Source organism: Hallella faecis, assembly GCF_018789675.1.
Taxonomy (GTDB): Bacteria; Bacteroidota; Bacteroidia; order Bacteroidales; family Bacteroidaceae; genus Prevotella; species Prevotella faecis.
This window is the reverse complement of sequence record NZ_JAHKBE010000010.1, coordinates 1-17,189: the sequence shown is the minus strand read 5'-3', so window position 1 is coordinate 17,189 and position 17,189 is coordinate 1. Positions and strand designations below refer to the sequence as shown.

Annotated in this window: 11 protein-coding genes; 5 read left to right on the top strand and 6 right to left on the bottom strand. The window is 54.6% G+C overall.

The window, feature by feature from the left end; genetic code table 11:
- Nucleotides 1-23 precede the first annotated feature (23 nt).
- On the top strand, nt 24-1,217 hold the full coding sequence (gene queA / locus KM934_RS04015) for a tRNA preQ1(34) S-adenosylmethionine ribosyltransferase-isomerase QueA (protein WP_215759338.1): 1,194 nt from the start codon (nt 24-26) through the stop codon (nt 1,215-1,217).
- A gap of 38 nt (nt 1,218-1,255) precedes the next feature.
- Nucleotides 1,256-1,672 (top strand): 2-amino-4-hydroxy-6-hydroxymethyldihydropteridine diphosphokinase, encoded by a 417-nt coding sequence (folK, locus tag KM934_RS04010; protein WP_215759337.1) that lies wholly within the window; start codon nt 1,256-1,258, stop codon nt 1,670-1,672.
- 176 nt (nt 1,673-1,848) lie between these two features.
- On the opposite strand, the gene rpsO is transcribed toward folK, so the two are convergent.
- Nucleotides 1,849-2,118 (bottom strand): 30S ribosomal protein S15, encoded by a 270-nt coding sequence (gene rpsO, locus KM934_RS04005; RefSeq protein ID WP_215759336.1) that lies wholly within the window; start codon nt 2,116-2,118, stop codon nt 1,849-1,851.
- Nucleotides 2,119-2,324: 206 nt separating this feature from the next.
- Here rpsO and typA point away from each other — a divergent pair, with 206 nt between their 5' ends.
- Nucleotides 2,325-4,127 carry a translational GTPase TypA gene (gene typA, locus KM934_RS04000; protein ID WP_215759335.1) on the top strand — a complete coding sequence of 601 codons (1,803 nt, stop codon included), beginning with the start codon at nt 2,325-2,327 and terminating at the stop codon, nt 4,125-4,127.
- Between the two features lie 961 nt (nt 4,128-5,088).
- Nucleotides 5,089-5,898, top strand: coding sequence for a TrmH family RNA methyltransferase (locus KM934_RS03995; protein ID WP_215759334.1), 810 nt, complete (start codon nt 5,089-5,091; stop codon nt 5,896-5,898).
- Here the strand turns inward: KM934_RS03995 and KM934_RS03990 are convergent.
- Entirely contained in the window at nt 5,858-6,739 is an 882-nt protein-coding gene (locus KM934_RS03990; protein WP_215759333.1) for a GSCFA domain-containing protein, read from the bottom strand. The genes KM934_RS03995 and KM934_RS03990 overlap by 41 nt on opposite strands.
- 8 nt (nt 6,740-6,747) lie before the next feature.
- On the bottom strand, nt 6,748-9,435 hold the full coding sequence (locus KM934_RS03985; RefSeq protein ID WP_215759332.1) for a bifunctional fucokinase/fucose-1-phosphate guanylyltransferase: 2,688 nt from the start codon (nt 9,433-9,435) through the stop codon (nt 6,748-6,750).
- A gap of 111 nt (nt 9,436-9,546) precedes the next feature.
- Here KM934_RS03985 and fucP point away from each other — a divergent pair, with 111 nt between their 5' ends.
- Nucleotides 9,547-10,878 (top strand): L-fucose:H+ symporter permease, encoded by a 1,332-nt coding sequence (gene fucP / locus KM934_RS03980; RefSeq protein WP_215759331.1) that lies wholly within the window; start codon nt 9,547-9,549, stop codon nt 10,876-10,878.
- A 12-nt stretch (nt 10,879-10,890) separates the two neighbouring features.
- Here the strand turns inward: fucP and KM934_RS03975 are convergent, their stop codons facing one another.
- The 3 genes from KM934_RS03975 to KM934_RS03965 form a co-directional block, all read right to left on the bottom strand.
- Complete coding sequence (locus KM934_RS03975) at nt 10,891-13,710, bottom strand: hypothetical protein (RefSeq protein WP_215759330.1); 2,820 nt, start codon at nt 13,708-13,710, stop codon at nt 10,891-10,893.
- A gap of 35 nt (nt 13,711-13,745) precedes the next feature.
- Nucleotides 13,746-16,322 (bottom strand): hypothetical protein, encoded by a 2,577-nt coding sequence (locus KM934_RS03970; RefSeq protein ID WP_215759329.1) that lies wholly within the window; start codon nt 16,320-16,322, stop codon nt 13,746-13,748.
- Between the two features lie 239 nt (nt 16,323-16,561).
- Complete coding sequence (locus KM934_RS03965) at nt 16,562-17,080, bottom strand: hypothetical protein (RefSeq protein ID WP_215759328.1); 519 nt, start codon at nt 17,078-17,080, stop codon at nt 16,562-16,564.
- Nucleotides 17,081-17,189: the final 109 nt, after the last annotated feature.

Below are 17,189 nucleotides of genomic sequence, written 5' to 3'. Positions count from 1 at the left end.
TAAGTTCAAACTTCAAAGAAAAAATGAAACTGTCACAATTCAGGTTTAAGTTGCCCCAAGAGCAGATTGCTATGTATCCGCATAGTCTTGTTCGTGAGTTTACCAACGACGACGGCTCCAAGGAGTCGTTCCGCGTAACGCGTCGCGACGAGGCTCGTCTGATGGTGCTGCATCGCACCACGGGCGAGATCGAGATGTTCAAGAAGGATGAGAAGGGCAACCCCATTGAGGGCAAATACATAGAGTTCCGCGATATCTTGGATTATTTTGACGAGGGCGACACGTTCGTCATGAACGACACGAAGGTTTTCCCCGCTCGTCTCTATGGAACCAAGGAGAAGACCGACGCCAAGATCGAGGTGTTCATCCTTCGTGAACTCAACGAGGAGACCCACCTGTGGGACGTGCTCGTGGAGCCGGCGCGTAAGATTCGCATTGGCAACAAGTTGTTCTTCGACGAGGTAGGCACCATGGTGGCTGAGGTTTACGACAACACCACGAGCCGTGGCCGTTCGCTGCGCTTCCTTTACGACTGCTCGCACGAACAGTTCAAGGAGGAGTTGTTCTCGTTGGGCGAGATGCCGTTGCCCGACTACGTGCTCAACGGTCGTCCTGCCGATCCCACCATGAGCAACATGCATGTCCACTCACATGCCACGGAAGACGATGTCACCGACTTCCAGTGTGTGTTTGCCAAGCACGAGGGAGCCGTCACCGCACCTGCCACTGGCTTGCATTTCAGTCGTGAGCTGATGAAGCGCATGGAGATCAAGGGTGTGAACGCTGCCTATATCACCTTGCATTGCGGTTTGGGCAACTTCTCGCAGATTGAGGTGGAAGACCTGACCAAGCACAAGATGGACTCTGAGCAGATGCAGATCACCAAGGAGGCGTGCGACCTTGTGAACCAGACCAAGCTTTCGGGACACCGTGTGTGCGCCATCGGAACGAGCGTGGCCAAGGCCACCGAGACTGCTGTGGGCACCGACGGCTTGCTCAAGGAGTATGATGGCTGGACCAGCAAGTTTATCTTCCCACCCTACGACTTTGGCTTGGCCAACTGCATGGTGGCCAATTTCTTCCATCCTGAGTCGACCCTCATGATGTCGACGGCTGCCTTTGGAGGTTATGATGCCGTAATGGAGTGCTACGACAAGGCACTTAAGAATGGCTACATGTTTGGCTGCTTCGGCGACAGTCTGCTCATTATCGACTAAGGCGCACGCCTTTTTCGATGAACCTTAAGCTTCTGGCTATGTTGCATCACGTTTATTTCAGCATCGGCTCCAACATCGGCAACCGCAAACGCCTGGTTCGTGAGGCCATCGCCTTGCTCAACGAGCGAGTGGGCGAGGTGGAGCGGCAGTCGTCGTTGTTGGAGACGGAGCCGTGGGGCTTCACGTCGCCCAATAAGTTTATTAACGCCTGCGTGTGTTGCCTGACAACCCAGACGCCGCGCCAATTGCTGGCCATCACACAGAACATTGAGCGCGAGATGGGACGCACGATGAAGACTACCGATGGGCAGTATCACGATCGCGTCATCGATATCGACATCTTGTTGTACGACGACCTCAGTGTTGACGAGCCCGACTTGGTCATTCCCCATCCTCGCATGCGGGAGCGTGAGTTTGTCATGGTGCCGTTGCGCGAGATTCTCGACAACGTCTAACAAACATAATCGTAAGTTGGACATTAGGCCGAAACAAGTGGATTGTTAGGATTTAAGCACTAACAAGAATTGGAATCTAATGTCCGATTTGGCATAAAAAGAGCCGCATCACCTTGATGGTAATGCGGCTCTTTCAATTTCTTTCTATTGAGCGGCAGGCTTTGCGCCTGTGCTGCTTACTTACGCAGACCGAGGGCCTTCACGATGGCACGGTAGCGGTTGATGTCGCGCTCCTTCAGGTAAGTGAGCAGACGACGACGCTTACCGACGAGCTGAGTCAGTGAACGAGTAGTCACATAGTCCTTGTGGTTAGCCTTGACGTGCTCAGTCAGGTGCTTGATGCGATAGGTGAACAGAGCGATCTGGCTCTCTGCAGAACCTGTGTCTGTTGTTGACTTGCCATACTGGCCGAAGATCTCTTCCTTCTTCTCTGAATTAAGATACATGTTGTTTGTTGATTAATAATGGTTGCATCATTAACATCTGTTGGTCGCTCTATGGCCTTAATCAAAACCGTTGGCAACCGCAAATGCTCCGGTATTTCCGAAAATGCGGTGCAAAGGTACAACTTTTCATTCATTCACACAAGCCTTTCGATTATTTTTAGTAATTTTGCACGCAAATAAATATAGCTATTTTTTAAGGTAAATCAATGCAAGACATTCGTAACATCGCAGTTATTGCGCACGTTGACCATGGTAAGACTACCTTGGTCGACAAGATGATGCTCGCTGGAAAACTGTTCCGTGACGGCCAGGACAACAGCGGCGAAGTGCTCGATTCCAATGATTTGGAGCGCGAACGAGGGATAACCATTTTGTCGAAGAACGTCTCCATCAACTGGAAGGGCGTCAAAATCAATATTCTCGATACTCCGGGCCACTCCGATTTCGGTGGTGAGGTGGAGCGCGTGTTGAACATGGCCGATGGTTGTTTGCTGCTTGTCGACGCCTTCGAGGGTCCGATGCCGCAGACGCGTTTCGTGTTGCAGAAAGCCTTGCAGATTGGTTTGAAGCCCATCGTGGTGGTCAACAAGGTCGACAAGCCCAACTGCCGCCCGGAGGCCGTGTACGAGATGGTGTTCGACCTGATGTGCGACCTCAACGCCACCGAGGACCAGCTCGATTTCACCGTGGTCTATGGTTCGGCCAAGAACGGATGGATGGGCCCCGATTTCAATAAGCCCACCGACAACATCGACTATCTGCTCGATAAGATTGTGGAGGTTATTCCGGCTCCTAAGCAGCTCGAAGGCACTCCTCAGATGCTTATCACCTCGCTCGATTATAGCAACTATACCGGCCGTATCGCCGTGGGTCGCGTGCATCGTGGCAAGCTCACCGATGGCATGAACATCGTTATTTGCCACCGCGACGGCACCCAGGAGCGCACCAAGATCAAGGAGCTCCATACCTTTGAGGGCATCGGCCACAAGCGTGTCGATAGCGTGGAGAGTGGCGATATCTGTGCCGTTGTCGGCTTGGAGCGCTTTGAGATTGGCGATACCATCGCCGACTTTGAGAACCCTGAGCCGCTGCCTCCCATCGCCGTCGACGAGCCCACGATGAGCATGCTGTTCACCATCAACGACTCGCCTTTCTTCGGACGTGAGGGTAAGTTCTGCACCTCGCGCCAGATTAACGACCGTTTGCAGCGCGAGCTTGAGAAGAACATCGCCCTTCGCGTGGAGCCTTTTGAGGATTCTACCGATAAGTGGATTGTGAAGGGCCGTGGCGTGCTCCACCTCTCTGTGCTCATCGAGACCATGCGTCGTGAGGGTTACGAGTTGCAGGTAGGCCAGCCGCAAGTTATCTATAAGGAGATCGACGGTCAGAAGTGCGAACCTGTTGAGGAGCTCGATATCAATGTGCCGCAAGACTATTCGTCAAAGATGGTCGACATGGTTACACGCCGTAAGGGTGACCTCACGGGTATGGACACCGAGGGCGACCGTGTCAACATCACGTTCGACATTCCTTCGCGTGGTATCATTGGTCTGCGTACCAATGTGCTCACCGCTTCGCAAGGCGAGGCCATCATGGCTCACCGCTATAAGGAGTATCAGCCCTATAAGGGCGACATTGTGCGTCGTACCAACGGTTCCATGATTTCCATGGACGGTGGAACGGCCTACGCTTACGCCATCGATAAGTTGCAGGATCGCGGTAAGTTCTTTATCGATCCGGGTGAGGAGGTTTACCCAGGCGAGGTAGTGGGCGAGCACGTCCACGACAACGACTTGGTCATCAATGTGTGCAAGGCCAAGCAGCTCACCAACGTGCGTGCCTCTGGTTCTGATGACAAGGCCCACATCGTGCCGAAGACCGTCATGAGCCTGGAGGAATGTCTCGAGTATATCAAGGCCGACGAGTATGTGGAGGTCACTCCGAAGAGCATCCGCATGCGTAAGATCATCCTCGACCACCTCGAGCGCAAGCGTTCCAACAAGGAGTAATGATTCATTCCGCTATAAGCGAATGATGGTGCGGGCAATGGCTTTTGGGTCATTGCCCGCATTTTGTATGCTCGGCATGGGCATTGTTTAACGGATGAAAGTTGCGCATAGCCATCATTTCGACGCTTTACGCCTCAATAATCTGTGTTGATTGAGAATGTTCGTCCCGCCATCCCGTCCATAGAGCGATACGTTCTGTCTGATATTTTGGTGCAAAAGTTGTGTGGCGTTTTTCGTTGAACCAGCCACAGAAATGGTCGTTTTTTTGCGCTTGTCGTCCCCATTTTTCGCCGTGCGCCCACCGTTAGGCATCTTTCGTTTTGCGATACCTACCTAACCCCACCTCGAAAGGCCATGTTTCGAGGTTCGAAAGACCATGTATCGACTCTCGGTTAGGCATGTTTTGCAACGCAAAAGGTTAAGCAAAAAGTTACGATTCTCTTCTTTCTTTGATAACCTGTTGTAAATCAACCGATTGTATAATTGTGATGAGAATCGCGTATTTCCGTCCAATCCTTCCGTCGTTGCTACCAATGATGTAGATTTCACTATAGATTGTTGCCGTAATTCGCATTTGGCTCCCACACCATGAGGCCCATCCAACCATCGTGGTGATTTGCGTTTCGATTCGCCTGCCATTTCCTTTGAGCAACATGCAAATGACAGTTGTGTTCACACGAGTTTCACATGCGAATCGCTTTGAAAAAAAGAAGCGGCAATTAGCCTTGTTGATCTATGTAACAAGCAGGTCCTATTTCGTAGGTCTTGTCAGTTGTGCCCCACCTATGTAAAGTGCTGTTACAATTTGATTGGCAAGATGGTTGTTTAGCGAAACAAATAGTTGCGCAATTAAAATAATCTTGTTACTTTTGCAGAAAGTGGACGATATTTGTCATTACTCAGTGGTAGCCTTTTTATCCACAAAGAGTAACCTTTTTATAATAATGAGATCACAAACCGCATGAAAAGTTCAGATACAATCATTACAAGCACACAAAACACACGTGTGAAGAAACTTATCTTGTTGCAACAGAAGTCAGCCGAGCGACGCAAGGCTGGTCTGTTTGTGGTGGAAGGGCGGCGCGAGCTGTTGCATTGTCTCCACTCGGGCTACGAGATTGACACCTTGTTTTATTGTCCACAGTTGCTTTTCGTGGCGGGCGAGGATGGTGAATTGAGGCGTGTGATCGCCGCCAACCCTTCGTTGGAGGTGTCTGCCGAGGTGTATGAGCGCATCGCCTATCGTGGTTCTACCGAGGGCGTGGTGGCTCAGATGAAGGTGAAAACAATGGCGTTGGCCGACCTGCAGTTGCCCGACAACCCCTTGCTGATGGTGCTCGAGCGTGTGGAGAAACCCGGCAATCTGGGTGCTGTGCTTCGCTCGGCCGATGCGGCGGCCGCCGATGCCGTGATTGTTTGCGATCCGCTTACCGACCTTTATAACCCCAACCTCATTCGTTCGAGCATTGGCGCCATTTTCACCGTGCCCACCGTGGCGTGCTCATCGGTCGATTGCATCGCCTTCTTGAAGGAGCGTGGCATACGTATCCTCACAGCCCAGCTGCAAGACTCGCATCTCTATTATGATACCGACATGCGCCGAGGCACCGCTTTGGTCATGGGCACCGAGGCCACCGGTCTGACCGAGCCTTGGCGTCAGGCCGCCGACGCCCACATACGCATCCCTATGAAAGGGCAACTCGACTCGCTCAATGTGTCGGTCAGCGCAGCTATTCTCCTTTTTGAGGCTGTGCGCCAACGGGAGGAATAAGCCTCTCCACACTTCCCATCTCGGGGAAGCGCACTTGCAAGGCCCGCGCCTTTTCCAATGTTTTGCTGATGAAGCGGGCATGTTCCTCCGATTCGGGATGGAAGGGCCGATGCGCCAGGGCCTCACGGATGGGGCGCCATTCGCGCAGGAATGTTTGGGTTTGGGGGGAGAAATAAGCCTCTCCAAACCGTTCGAAGATGTAGTCGATGGCCTGTGGAGTGGGGTGGAGCATGTCCTCACCATAGAAACGATAGTCGCGTAGCTCGTCGAGCACGATCTCGTACGACGGGAAATAGGCAGGCGCCAACGCCGATAGTTCTTGCTGCATTTTTTCTATGGCGAGCAGCAAGGTGGCCTTCGAGAGTTGCGAGCCGTGGTAGCCATATTTGCGATAGCGGATGGGCGACACCGTGAAAATGAAGCGCACTCGTGGGTAACGGCTATGGATGAGCTTCATGGTTTGTGTGAGGTGGGTGGCACATTGTTCCACCGTGAGCACCTGCTCGTCGAACAGGCGTTGAGGCCGCTTTTGGCAATTGTCCACAATCTCGCCCGTGGCTTTAAGCACATACACATGGTTGGTGCCCAGGGTGAAGACGCAGGTGCCCGTCTCTCCCTCTGTGAAAGGCATCCGCCCCTCGTGCAACAGGCGTTCCACGGTGTGGCGAATGCTCACCGGGTTATACATCACCCCGTAGGGATTCACCACCGTTCGGAAGCGTTCACGGCTGAAGCGTTGCCCCATATTGTCGGCGAAGCATGAGCCCACAAACAACATGCGTTCGCATGGCGCGATGGTCCACGGCGATTGGGGAATGTCGATGGGTGTTCTGAAATCCATGGTTCTCTTTAGCTTCTTGAAACCTGCATGCCCTTGTGGCTCAGCGTCATGTCCACAAAGCGAGCGTTGGCGTTGGTGGGATGGTTGTTGAGGAGGGTCTTGATGCGCGCCGCCGCCTCAGGATCCTTGGCCACCATGTAGAGGTAACCGCCTCCGCCTGCCCCCGGCAACTTATAGCCCAGACACAGGTCGTCGACGAGCTCGGTGATGCGTTGGCACTCGTCGGGGTTGGTGCCACTGTCGAGCGCTTGGTTTTGTTGCCACGTCTTGCGCACCAATCGTCCCATGGTCTCAAAGTCCTCGCGCTGAATGGCCTCGTACATGGTCATGGCATGCGCCTTCATGTCGCGCAGGATCGACAACTCCTCGTGCTGGTTGAGGAACATGCGTCTCACGATCTCCGCCAAGATGGTCTTGGCTGTTCGCCTGATGCCCGTGTAGTATAATAGGTGGCAAGCCTGGTATTCGGGTTGGGTGAAGATGCCCGTAGGCAACCACCTGACGATGGGGTCCTGATGGAATCCCGCCTGCGTTTGCAGCAGTTTCACGCCGTGCAGCAATCCGCCAAACTGGTCTTGCCATCCTCCGCCAGTGGTGAGCAGTTGTTCGAGGGTCAGTGTGCGGTGGCCGATCTCCGCCTTGTCCCATCCCAGTCCGCAAAACTCGTTGAGCGCTCCCAGAACGGTGGCGGCCAGCACGCTGCTGGTGCCCAGTCCCGAACCGGCTGGGATGGCCGAGAGCAACGTCACCTCGATGCCACACCCGAAGGCGTGCAACTGGTCGGCTAAGGACTGATAGGGCTCGGCGCAAAACTCGGGCAGGAAGCCGCAGAGCGCCAATGCCGCCTTGGGGATGGAGAAGGGGCTTCCCACTTGGTTGAAGGCCCCCAACTGTTCGTAGGTTGTCACCACCTCCGACGCACCCAGGTCGATGCTGCGCAGCACGATGCGAGGCTCCTTGCAAGGCTTCACGTAGGTCTGTATGGGTTGTTGGCCATTGAGCTCAATGGCCAGGTTGATCACGTTTCCTCCCTCCATGAGGCAGTAGGGCGGCGTGTCGGTCCATCCGCCGGCAATGTCGATGCGCACAGGCGAGCGCCCCCAAACTATCTGGTCGTCGTAGGCCACCTTGTGTGGCGCCACCCGGCTGTTGGCCAATGTGTCGGTCAGGCCCTCGCGAAGCAGCGCAAACGCCTTGCGCTCCATCGTGGCCTTCAGGGCGTCGTTGGTGGCGATCGCCGATTGGAACATGGCATCGCTGATGCGCCGCATCAATGGCTCATTGTTGCCGATGGGCGTGGGAGCGGGTATGTGGTATTGGCGAAACTCGCGTGCCGCGTCGTCGAGGTCGAGTTGGTAGAACACGCTGTGTTCGTGGTTTTTGGCAAGCGTCTGCCAGTTCTTGGCGCGGAATTGCTGCCGTTGCAGGCAGAGTCGGTGCAGGTTGGCTTGCGTGGATATTTGTTCGGCCGATAGCCACTCGCCAACCACCGTGTTGTCGCCGTTCATATAGGCGTTGAGCGCCGCTGCGTTGGGCAGCAGGGGGAAGCGTGGGGTGGTTTGTTCATCGCCGGAAAACTTATCGTAGAAGCCGTAGCGGCGCACACACCAAGCCTCCTCGCCGATGGGCACAAAGTCGATACACTCATTGGGTTCCAGGCTTACCGCCCAATCGTTTTCGGGCGCACCCGTCACAATGTTGTTGTGGCTCAGCTCCCATCGCGCACCCATATGGCTGTTCTCCACCCACACGTTCTTGTTGCTGTCAGTGAAGGGCCTCAGCGTAATGGTGTTTTGCACGAAGATGCTGGGGCAGGGCTTCATGGAGTGGTGGAGTATGTGGCGCTGGTCGTTCACCAGGTTCTGGATGGCCACGGTCGACGAGAGCAACTCGTGGGAGGTGCCGAAGTGATAGAATTCGCCACCGGGCAGGGGCAGGATGGCCACCTTCAGCTGCGCCACCTCATCGTCGTGCTGGCTGGGGTGGGTGCCCAGGCCGCATCCGAAGGTGCCGTAGAGGTCATATTCCGTTACCTTGCCGTTGTGGGTGGAGTGGTGGGTGAGCACCTCGATGGCCTTGTCCGACAAGAGCCATACGCCGATGTCGGTGAGGTAGAAATGGTCTTTCTGCAATCGGTTGAGCGTGTCGACCGATGGCTTTTGCAACATACACTCGAGCGCCGTGGGGTCTTTGCGGGTGCTCACAAACACGCCATGATCTTTGGCAATCTCCGGTCCAAGCCACAAGCCATAGCACACCACGTCGGCCTCGGGGATGGGTTGCAGGGGTTGGGTGGCGCGAATATACACGTCACCGCTCACAATCATCGTGCGAAGGCTCTTGGGCGCACTGTCCATGATGCGCTCGTAGAGCGGCAGTTGCAGTTGCAGGAGGTTCTGTGAGAGCCGTTGTCCGCGCTCCCAACGAAACACGGGGATGGGCGTCAGAATCTTGCCCGAGGGAGCGTAGGCCGGTAACCGTCGGCTCTGGCCGCCCGCATGGAGCAGCAACAGGCGCTCGTCGGCTTTTTTGCCGTGAGCCTTCCAATACTCCATGAGCAAGTGTACCGATCCACCGCCCGAGCCCAATTTGTGGCCGATGGGGTCGTGGGTGCAAAACCATTCGTCTTTTGGGTAGCCCGTAATATCGTGGAAGCATCCCACCAGGTTGGGAGGGAGCGACAAGAGTTTCTGCATGTTCAGTGTGTTTTTTTAGGGATGGGGTTACGTTGTTCCATTTGCAAAAGTACATATTTATTTGGTTATCATGGCATTTTGTGTTACTTTTGCGCTAAATAAATTTTATCCATGAGTAGCAACCAAGACGGATTGTTCAAAAAAGAAGGCGTAGGCATTCTCGTGCCTTTCGCCATGATAACCCTCTGCTTTGCCATGTGGGGCTTTGCCAACGATGTTACCAGCCCGATGGTGAAGTCGTTTGGCCTAATCTTCCAGATGAGCACGTTTGAGAGCAGTTTTGTGCAGGTGGCCTTCTACCTGGGCTATTTCTGCATGGCCCTTCCCGCCGCCCTGTTCATCCGGCGTTTCTCGTTCAAGGCGGGCGTGGTGATGGGGCTTGCGCTCTATGCGTTGGGCGTGTTGGCCTTTGTGCCCGCCCGGTCCACGGGAACGTTCATGGCCTTTCTCCCCGCCTATTTCGTCATGACGTGCGGCTTGTCGTTCCTCGAAACCAGTTGCAACCCCTATGTCTATGCCATGGGTTCCGAGTCGACGGGCACGCGCCGCCTCAATTTCGCGCAAGCGTTCAATCCCGTTGGCGCGCTCATGGGCGCCATGGTGGCCCTTACCTACGTTTCGGGCAGCTTGGACCCCTCCGATGGCGCCACGCGGCGCCAGCTTCTTATGGCCGATCCCTTGCGGTTCGATGCCATCAAGGCCCACGACCTCGACATCCTGGTGCAGCCTTATCTCTATACAGGCCTGGTCATCTTAGCGGTGTTGGCCGCCGTAGTGCTCACCCGCATGCCCAGCACCGACGGCACCTGCGATCGTAAGGGCGTGGTGTCGGTGTTTGTTCAACTGCTCCGCACGAAGAACTATCGTGAGGGTGTTGTGGCACAGTTCTTCTATGTGGGAGCGCAAACCGTGTGTTGGACCTATCTCATGCATTATGGCCACCACGTGTTCTACGACCTTGAGGGGCTTGGCGAGGCCGAGGCCCAGCAGCTCACCACCCACTATTACTTAGTCGCCTTGGCCCTGTTTGCCGTGGGACGTTTCGTCTGTACCTGGCTCCTGACGCGCGTAGAGGCTGGGCGCCTGTTGGCCGTGCTGGCCCTGGCCGCCATCGGTTGCCTGGTGGGCGTAATCCTCATCGAGGGCAGGGTGGGCCTATGGTGCCTCGTGGCCGTGTCGGGATGCATGAGCCTGATGTTCCCCACCATCTATGGCATGGCCCTTACGGGCGTTCGCCACCATCTGGAGTTTGCCGGGGCAGGCTTGGTGATGAGCATTCTGGGAGGCAGCGTCGTGCCCCTGCTGCAAGCCGCCATGATGGATAGCCACACCGTTATCATGGGACTGACAAGCGTCCATTACTCGTTTGCCGTTCCCCTTGTGTGCTTCGCCGTGGTGGCGCGTTACGGACTGATGCGCCGCCACCGCCAACCCAAAGCGTAGCCTGCGCCGTGGTTACCGAGGAGAGAGCGTGGAAGGACCGTTGGCGCCTATGGCGGCGCCGCTGATGGAGAGCGTGGCGCTACGGCTACCGTTGTAGAAATCCACATGCGTTTCAGTTCCGTCGAGTTTCAGGTTGGGGTTCCAATAGAGTGTGCGGCGGTAGTCTTTCGTGCTCGGCAATGGCGTTTGGCTATAGTCGGGATGGTAAAACTCGTCGGGCATGGTGAACCCATGGAGCACGATACGCCTGTCGCGCATGGTGTAACGTGTGGCATCCTGTGGCATCATGTCGTAATCGACCACCACGTCGGCACTCTTGCTGTTCATCTCCGGATGGTCGTCCTCGCGTAGACTGAAGTCGGTGTAGAACTTCGCTGTTTGCAGGCGCTTCAACTTGAGGTCCTTAAACACGGCCCAGTTGCTGCGTGTAACGGGTGAGGCATCCGATTGTTCCTTGTTGGGAACGTAAGTGCGATAGAAGAGATAACGGTCGAGACGCGCGTCGACTAAGAACATTTGCTTCGCGTTGTAATTGCCCATCAGCATGATGCTCATCTGCAAGGGCAGGCGTCGGAAGTTTACCTTTCCATACGACAGGCCATAATCGGTCAGCAGGTTATACAGTTCCACGGCGTCGTATTGGCAGGCGGGCTTGCTCCAAACAATGGCGTGTTTGCTCTTCCTACGGCGTGCCTTCACGTTCAACTCGTTCAGTTCGGTTCCCGCATATTCCACAGTGTCGGTCTCTTCATAGGTCTCTTCCCATTGGCTTGCGGGTTGATGGGTTTGGTAAAATGAGTATTTCGATGCAAAAACGGGATAGAAGAGGTCGCGTTTGACGTAGTATTCGGGCCATGCGTCTTCGTTGAACACGTCGTAATCGTCCAGTTTCTTCTTTTTCTTCTTGGAGATGTTGTCGCCGTATGCGCCCATCATCAGGATGGCGTCGCCATAGAACGGCTCCAGGCTAAAGGCGTAATGGCCTCCCTTGTCGGTGCGTTGCTCCACCTGCCAAATGTCGGTTCCCATCACCACCTCGCCTTTTACGACCACTTCTTTCTTCAGCGAGCCATGGTCCACCCCGTGCTCCGCATCGGTCTGGTTGGTGGCTTCGGGCTCTTGGTCGCCACGTTCGTCGGTTGCGGTATTCGATACCACTTCGGCTCTTTGGGTCTTATTGTTATCCGTTGGTTCGCCATACTTCTCCTGTTCGGCGAGATAAGTCATGCCTTCGCCATTGCTAAACCTTTCCGAGTATTTGCCAAACTCGCCCGCTTCGCCGCTGGCGTTAATGGCGTCGAGCGTCCAACCGAATATGCCCATGCGCCACCAGGGCATTTCTTCGGGCTCGATGGGATGGCTCGATGGGGTGGAGTAGACGTGACCTTCCACGGTCATGGCTGTCTCGGGTTGATAGCGCAGGGGCTTGTCGGCAAGGATATCCTTGACGTCATAACGCCTCCATCCCTGCACCATGAGCAGCAAGTCAAGGCGTGCCCGATGGGTGCTGTCGTCTGCTTCGAAATAGTAGTCGGGGTTGGCTACGAAGCCTTTCAGGTCGCTCGCCAGAAGCAGGTCGGTCAGAATGTTGCCCGTGTCGTAGGTGGGGGTATCGTAGCTGTTATCTCTGACGGCCAGGCTCATGGTCTTGATGTTGGCGGGAGCCTGTAGCTTCAAGCTGATTTTCTCGTAAGGACCGTATTCTTTTTTAAGACCTTCGACCGTTATCTGTTGTTTGTTGAGGTCATGATGATCAACGAAGAACAACCTGTCGGCCAACACTTGGCCCTCTTGGGTCATCACCACAAGATCGTTGACGCCCGTTGGCAACTTGCTGGTGTTGAGGCGAAGCGACGCTGCGCCTGTTGCGTTGAGGTTGATGTCGTGGTAGTCTCTTAGTTCGCCACGGCATAGAATGGCTATGGTTAGTGCCGGCGCATTGAGTCCCACGGCTTGCAGTTGCAGCTGGTCTTGGTTGAGATGGATGGCTATTCCTTGCGGTTGGGCCACTGGCAAGTCGAACGAATACGACTTTCCCTTATAGTTGAACACCACTTTCTCTGATGCGTCTTGGTTGCTGTTGAGCGAGAATACGCCGCGTCCCAAGTGGTTGGCCACGATGGATTGCTGTCCCAGGCTGCCCATGAGGTTCACTCCCTCGCCCAGTTCGTTGGTCGCTTCGAAGGCTATGCGCTGTGAGGTGCCCGCAATGCGGTTGCCGCCTTCGGGGAAGAAAGCCACGTTCAACTGTGGTTTCGGCACCTTTCGAGCTCGCTGGCGGGGCCGGGGAACAATGCTCTTCAAGGAGTAATCGCCTGCCTGAAGTGGTCTTTCGTAGATGGGCACGACGCGCGAATACAGACTTCCGTATTCGCGAAAGAAGTCGGCGGCCATCTTCCGGTTGTAGAATTCTTCGCGGTAAATGCGGTTGTACGACTTTTCCGTTACGTTGAAGTTGAGCATCCATCGTGTATAGGCTCGGAGCTCGTAGTAGCCCGAGTAGAGTGAGTCGGTGAGCGCAAAGTTGCCCGCCCCATAGCCATCGGCCGACACGATGAGCTGTTGGCGCTCCACCACAAAGCCGTCGGGCGACACCAGTTCCACGTAGACGATGCGGCTCATATCGGTGGGCGTGAGGTCGTTGGCTTTCACCACGTATGCCTTATACCAGAGCGTGTCGCCCATGAAATAGCTTGTGTTGTCGAGGTGCAGATACACCTTCTCCTGTATGGGCGCTTTCTCCAAGCGTCCTTTGAGGCTGTTGTCTTGCGCTTGCATGCATAGGGGCATACACAACAAGCCCATGAGTAATCTGAAGATACATTTGTTCATAATGGAGCCGATATGCGTTTGTATCTTGTTGGCGGTTATTGTGAAACCACCACATGTCCATTCTCGGTGATTCCTTCTGCCGAATAGTACAAGTCGTGGCAAGTGCTGTTGGCCAAGACCTCGAACGACACCTTGCCGTTGGCGTCTGTTGTCAAGTTGGGCTCCCAGAGGAGCGTTCGGCGGAAATCTTCGTTGGGTATGATGCCCATTAGCTCTCTGTCTTCGTAGGTCTCGGGGTAGGTAAGGCCGTGGAACCATGTGGTGCGCAGTCCATTGGGCTTTTTGCGATAATAGCGGCCTTGAGGGTTTTGGTACACAAAGATCTTTATGGCGTTGGGGCCAACCTGCTGGGCGCGCCAATCGTTGATGTCGGCGTTGGCTGTTGTTACGAGCACCTTGCTCACCTCATCCATATAGAAAGGAAAAGCGTAGGGAACCACGGCGCCATCTCTCTCGCTTTCTATGTTGTTGGGGTTGTCGGGCTTCCTTATTCTTCTTGATACGCCCGTGGCGCAAGCAAAGCGATTGTTTACAAACCACATGATGGGGCGACGCCCATAGGTCAGGCCTGTGTCGTAATAGTTGTATTGGTCTTTGATGTAAGGCATGTAGCCCGACACGTTGTCGCTTCCTTTGAGCTGAGGCAGTTTGCCCTTCAGGTATTCTATCAGCGTGGGCATGGACATGCCTTTGTCGAGCAGTTGGTCGACCTCATCGCCTGGACGGAATATCAGGTCGGCCGTATTCATCTTGCCCTGATAACTCTCCCAATAGTTCTTTTTCTGCCAGCGCTTGGCCGTTACCAACAGTTGGCGCAGCACATGTATGCTGTCGGTGCTCAGCGTGAGGTCGCCACGGTCAATGGCGTCTTGCAGGTTGATGGGCGGCACGGGGAGTTGTATGGGTTGCCTCTCTTGAGGGTCGAGGGCGCGTGGTTTGGGCGAGAAGTTGCGGCTTACGCCAACGTAGTAGCCTTGCAGCTTGTCTTCCTTGCTGGTCTTCACGTACATGGTCCAACCATTGCCCCAACAGGCGGGCACGGTGAAGCGGTAACGCCCTCGGCTATCGGTCTTGGTGTATCCCTTAAGGGCATCGCCATCAGCATTGTTGAGCACCAGTGTGAGGTCGATGCCTTCCACGGGCTGTTTCTTCTTGGTGCGGTAAATCTGTCCGTTGAGAATCATCTGTCTCTCAATGGGATAGTCGAAGGCGAAGTTTTTCTTGCCCTCCATCATTTGGAAGTCGTAGCGGCGCCATCCCTGCACCAGCATCAGCAAGTCGGCTGCTTGACGATGCTCATTGTCGTCGCTCTCGAGATAGTAGGCTGCATGGTTGATGTAGCCTTTCAGGTCGCTGCTCAGCAACAGCCATGAGGCGGCGTTTTGGTTCCATTCGCTTATCTGGCTGCCTGCGTCTCTCACGGCGAGCGAGAAGGTGGTGTTGGGCAATGTGGTGGCCGACATCTTGATGGTGCGCCCTGTCACGCTATCCATGGCGATGTGGATGGGGGCCACCTTGGTATGGGGATAGCCGAAGAGCATGCGCGAGGCGAGTATCTGCCCGTGCTCGTCGATGACGGTTAGTTGCGACACACCTTCTTTCATCTGCCTACGTGGCACCGAGAAGGTGAGGGGCTTGTCGCCCAACGTGTGTTCCTCGCAAAAGTAAACCTTTCCGTTGTTCATCAGCGTCACGCCAACAGTCTGCCCTTGCCAGTCGGCTGTGGCTGATAGTTGAATGGGTACTTGGCTCTTTTGCATCATGTCGACGCTGAGTGCCACGCCTGATGTCTCGGCGGCAGGGAGAGGGATGTTGGTGCTGCGCCCGTTGTCGCATACTACGTACAGCGTGCAGGGCGAGTCGTTTGGCGTCACAAACACCATGCCGCGCCCATCGTTGTTGGTCTGTGTGCGCATCAGCGTCTGCGTGCCCTGTTTCAGCGTGCAGGTAGCTTTCAGCCGTTGCCCTTGTTGGTCCAGCAACTCGAAGGCCACCCGGGTTTTGAAGCCTTTGATCAAGTGGCCGCCCTCGGGATAAAACTTGGCGTTGATGTTGTGCTTCAGGCCTTCTGACTTGTCGCGATTGCTGGGCACGTCGGTCGCCCTGGGTGTCCAGAGCCTGGGATTGCTGTAATCTCCTTCTTTCGCGGGTTTTTCAAAGACGGGTATGGTTCGGGAGAATATGGCGTCCTTGCCCCAGTTGAGCATGTAGCGTGTGTAGGCGCGGATCTCAAAGAAACCACCGCGGAGGATGTCATCGAGTTTGATTTGCCCCATGCCCACACCATGATTCAGCTTCACCTTCACTTGTTTTTCCATTTCGCCTGTCGTGTTGTAGAGCTCCACGTAGGCAATGTTGCTGCGCCCGCCCAGCGAGTCGTTGCTGCTGCAAACTTGGTAAACCTTGAACCACAAGGTCTCGCCGATAAAATAGCCTGTGTTGTCGAGATGAAGGTACAGTTTCTCCTGCGGAAACACATGGTTGAACTTCCCCACAATTTTCGTGAAGTAACCGATGCTGTCGTTCCCCGCGGCGTGAATGGGAAAGAGCGATACCATGAAAAAAAGTATGGTGGTCAGGCTTCTGAGCCTGTAGGTCTTGTGTTGTTTCATGGTTGTTTCGTTTTAGAGGGTATTTGTCAGATGGGTCCCAGCCTTCATGATGACTTTTACTTACAATAGCAAAGCTAAAAGAAAACTATGGAAAACGCAAGCGTTCTTGCGATTTTTTTTGTTTTTATTCCTTGGTTTCGCTTACCTATCGATGTTTCTCAACGCAGCCTACCATGTACTAAGCACTTTGGGGCCTTTGCCCCACACAAATGACGAGGCCGCATGATGCAAAACTTATGTCACTTTGTGAATGTTCCGAAGCTGCCCTCGCGTTCAAACTTCCTGATGATGGCCTCTTCGGTGGAAGTGGTTTTCACGATCTTGTAATGCTCACGGAAGGCTTCGTCGTTGCCCCGTTGGCTCAGGGCGTTGTAGATGTCCTCCTTGCGTGTAGACGTTCCTTCACCGATATCATAATTGCCAATGTTGAACAGGGTGCTCCAGTAGACACCACCGTAGTCGTTCTTGCCTCGGTTGACTACCATGCGCGTGCCAATGGACGCCACCTCGTCGAATCCGCGGTCGTGCTTGTAGGTCATCTGGATTTCGATGTCGCGCGGACAATAGCGAAACATGGATGTGGGGCCCGACGTGCGATAGCGGATTCTTACGAGTTCGTTGTGCACCTTCCCGCGAAAGGATAGCAGGCGTAACTTGTCCATGTCAAACATCAGTCTTCCCGTCATGGCGTGAGTGGTGCCCTGCGCCGTTTCGCCAAACTGCACCACGATGATTTTTGAGTCATCATCGCCTTGCAAGATGGCGTATGACAGGTTGTATAGGTCGTCATAGTAGTGCTTGGTCCACTTATAGCAATACTCTGTTAATTCTAACGTAATCGTTTGAAAATGAGGGAGTTAATTAACG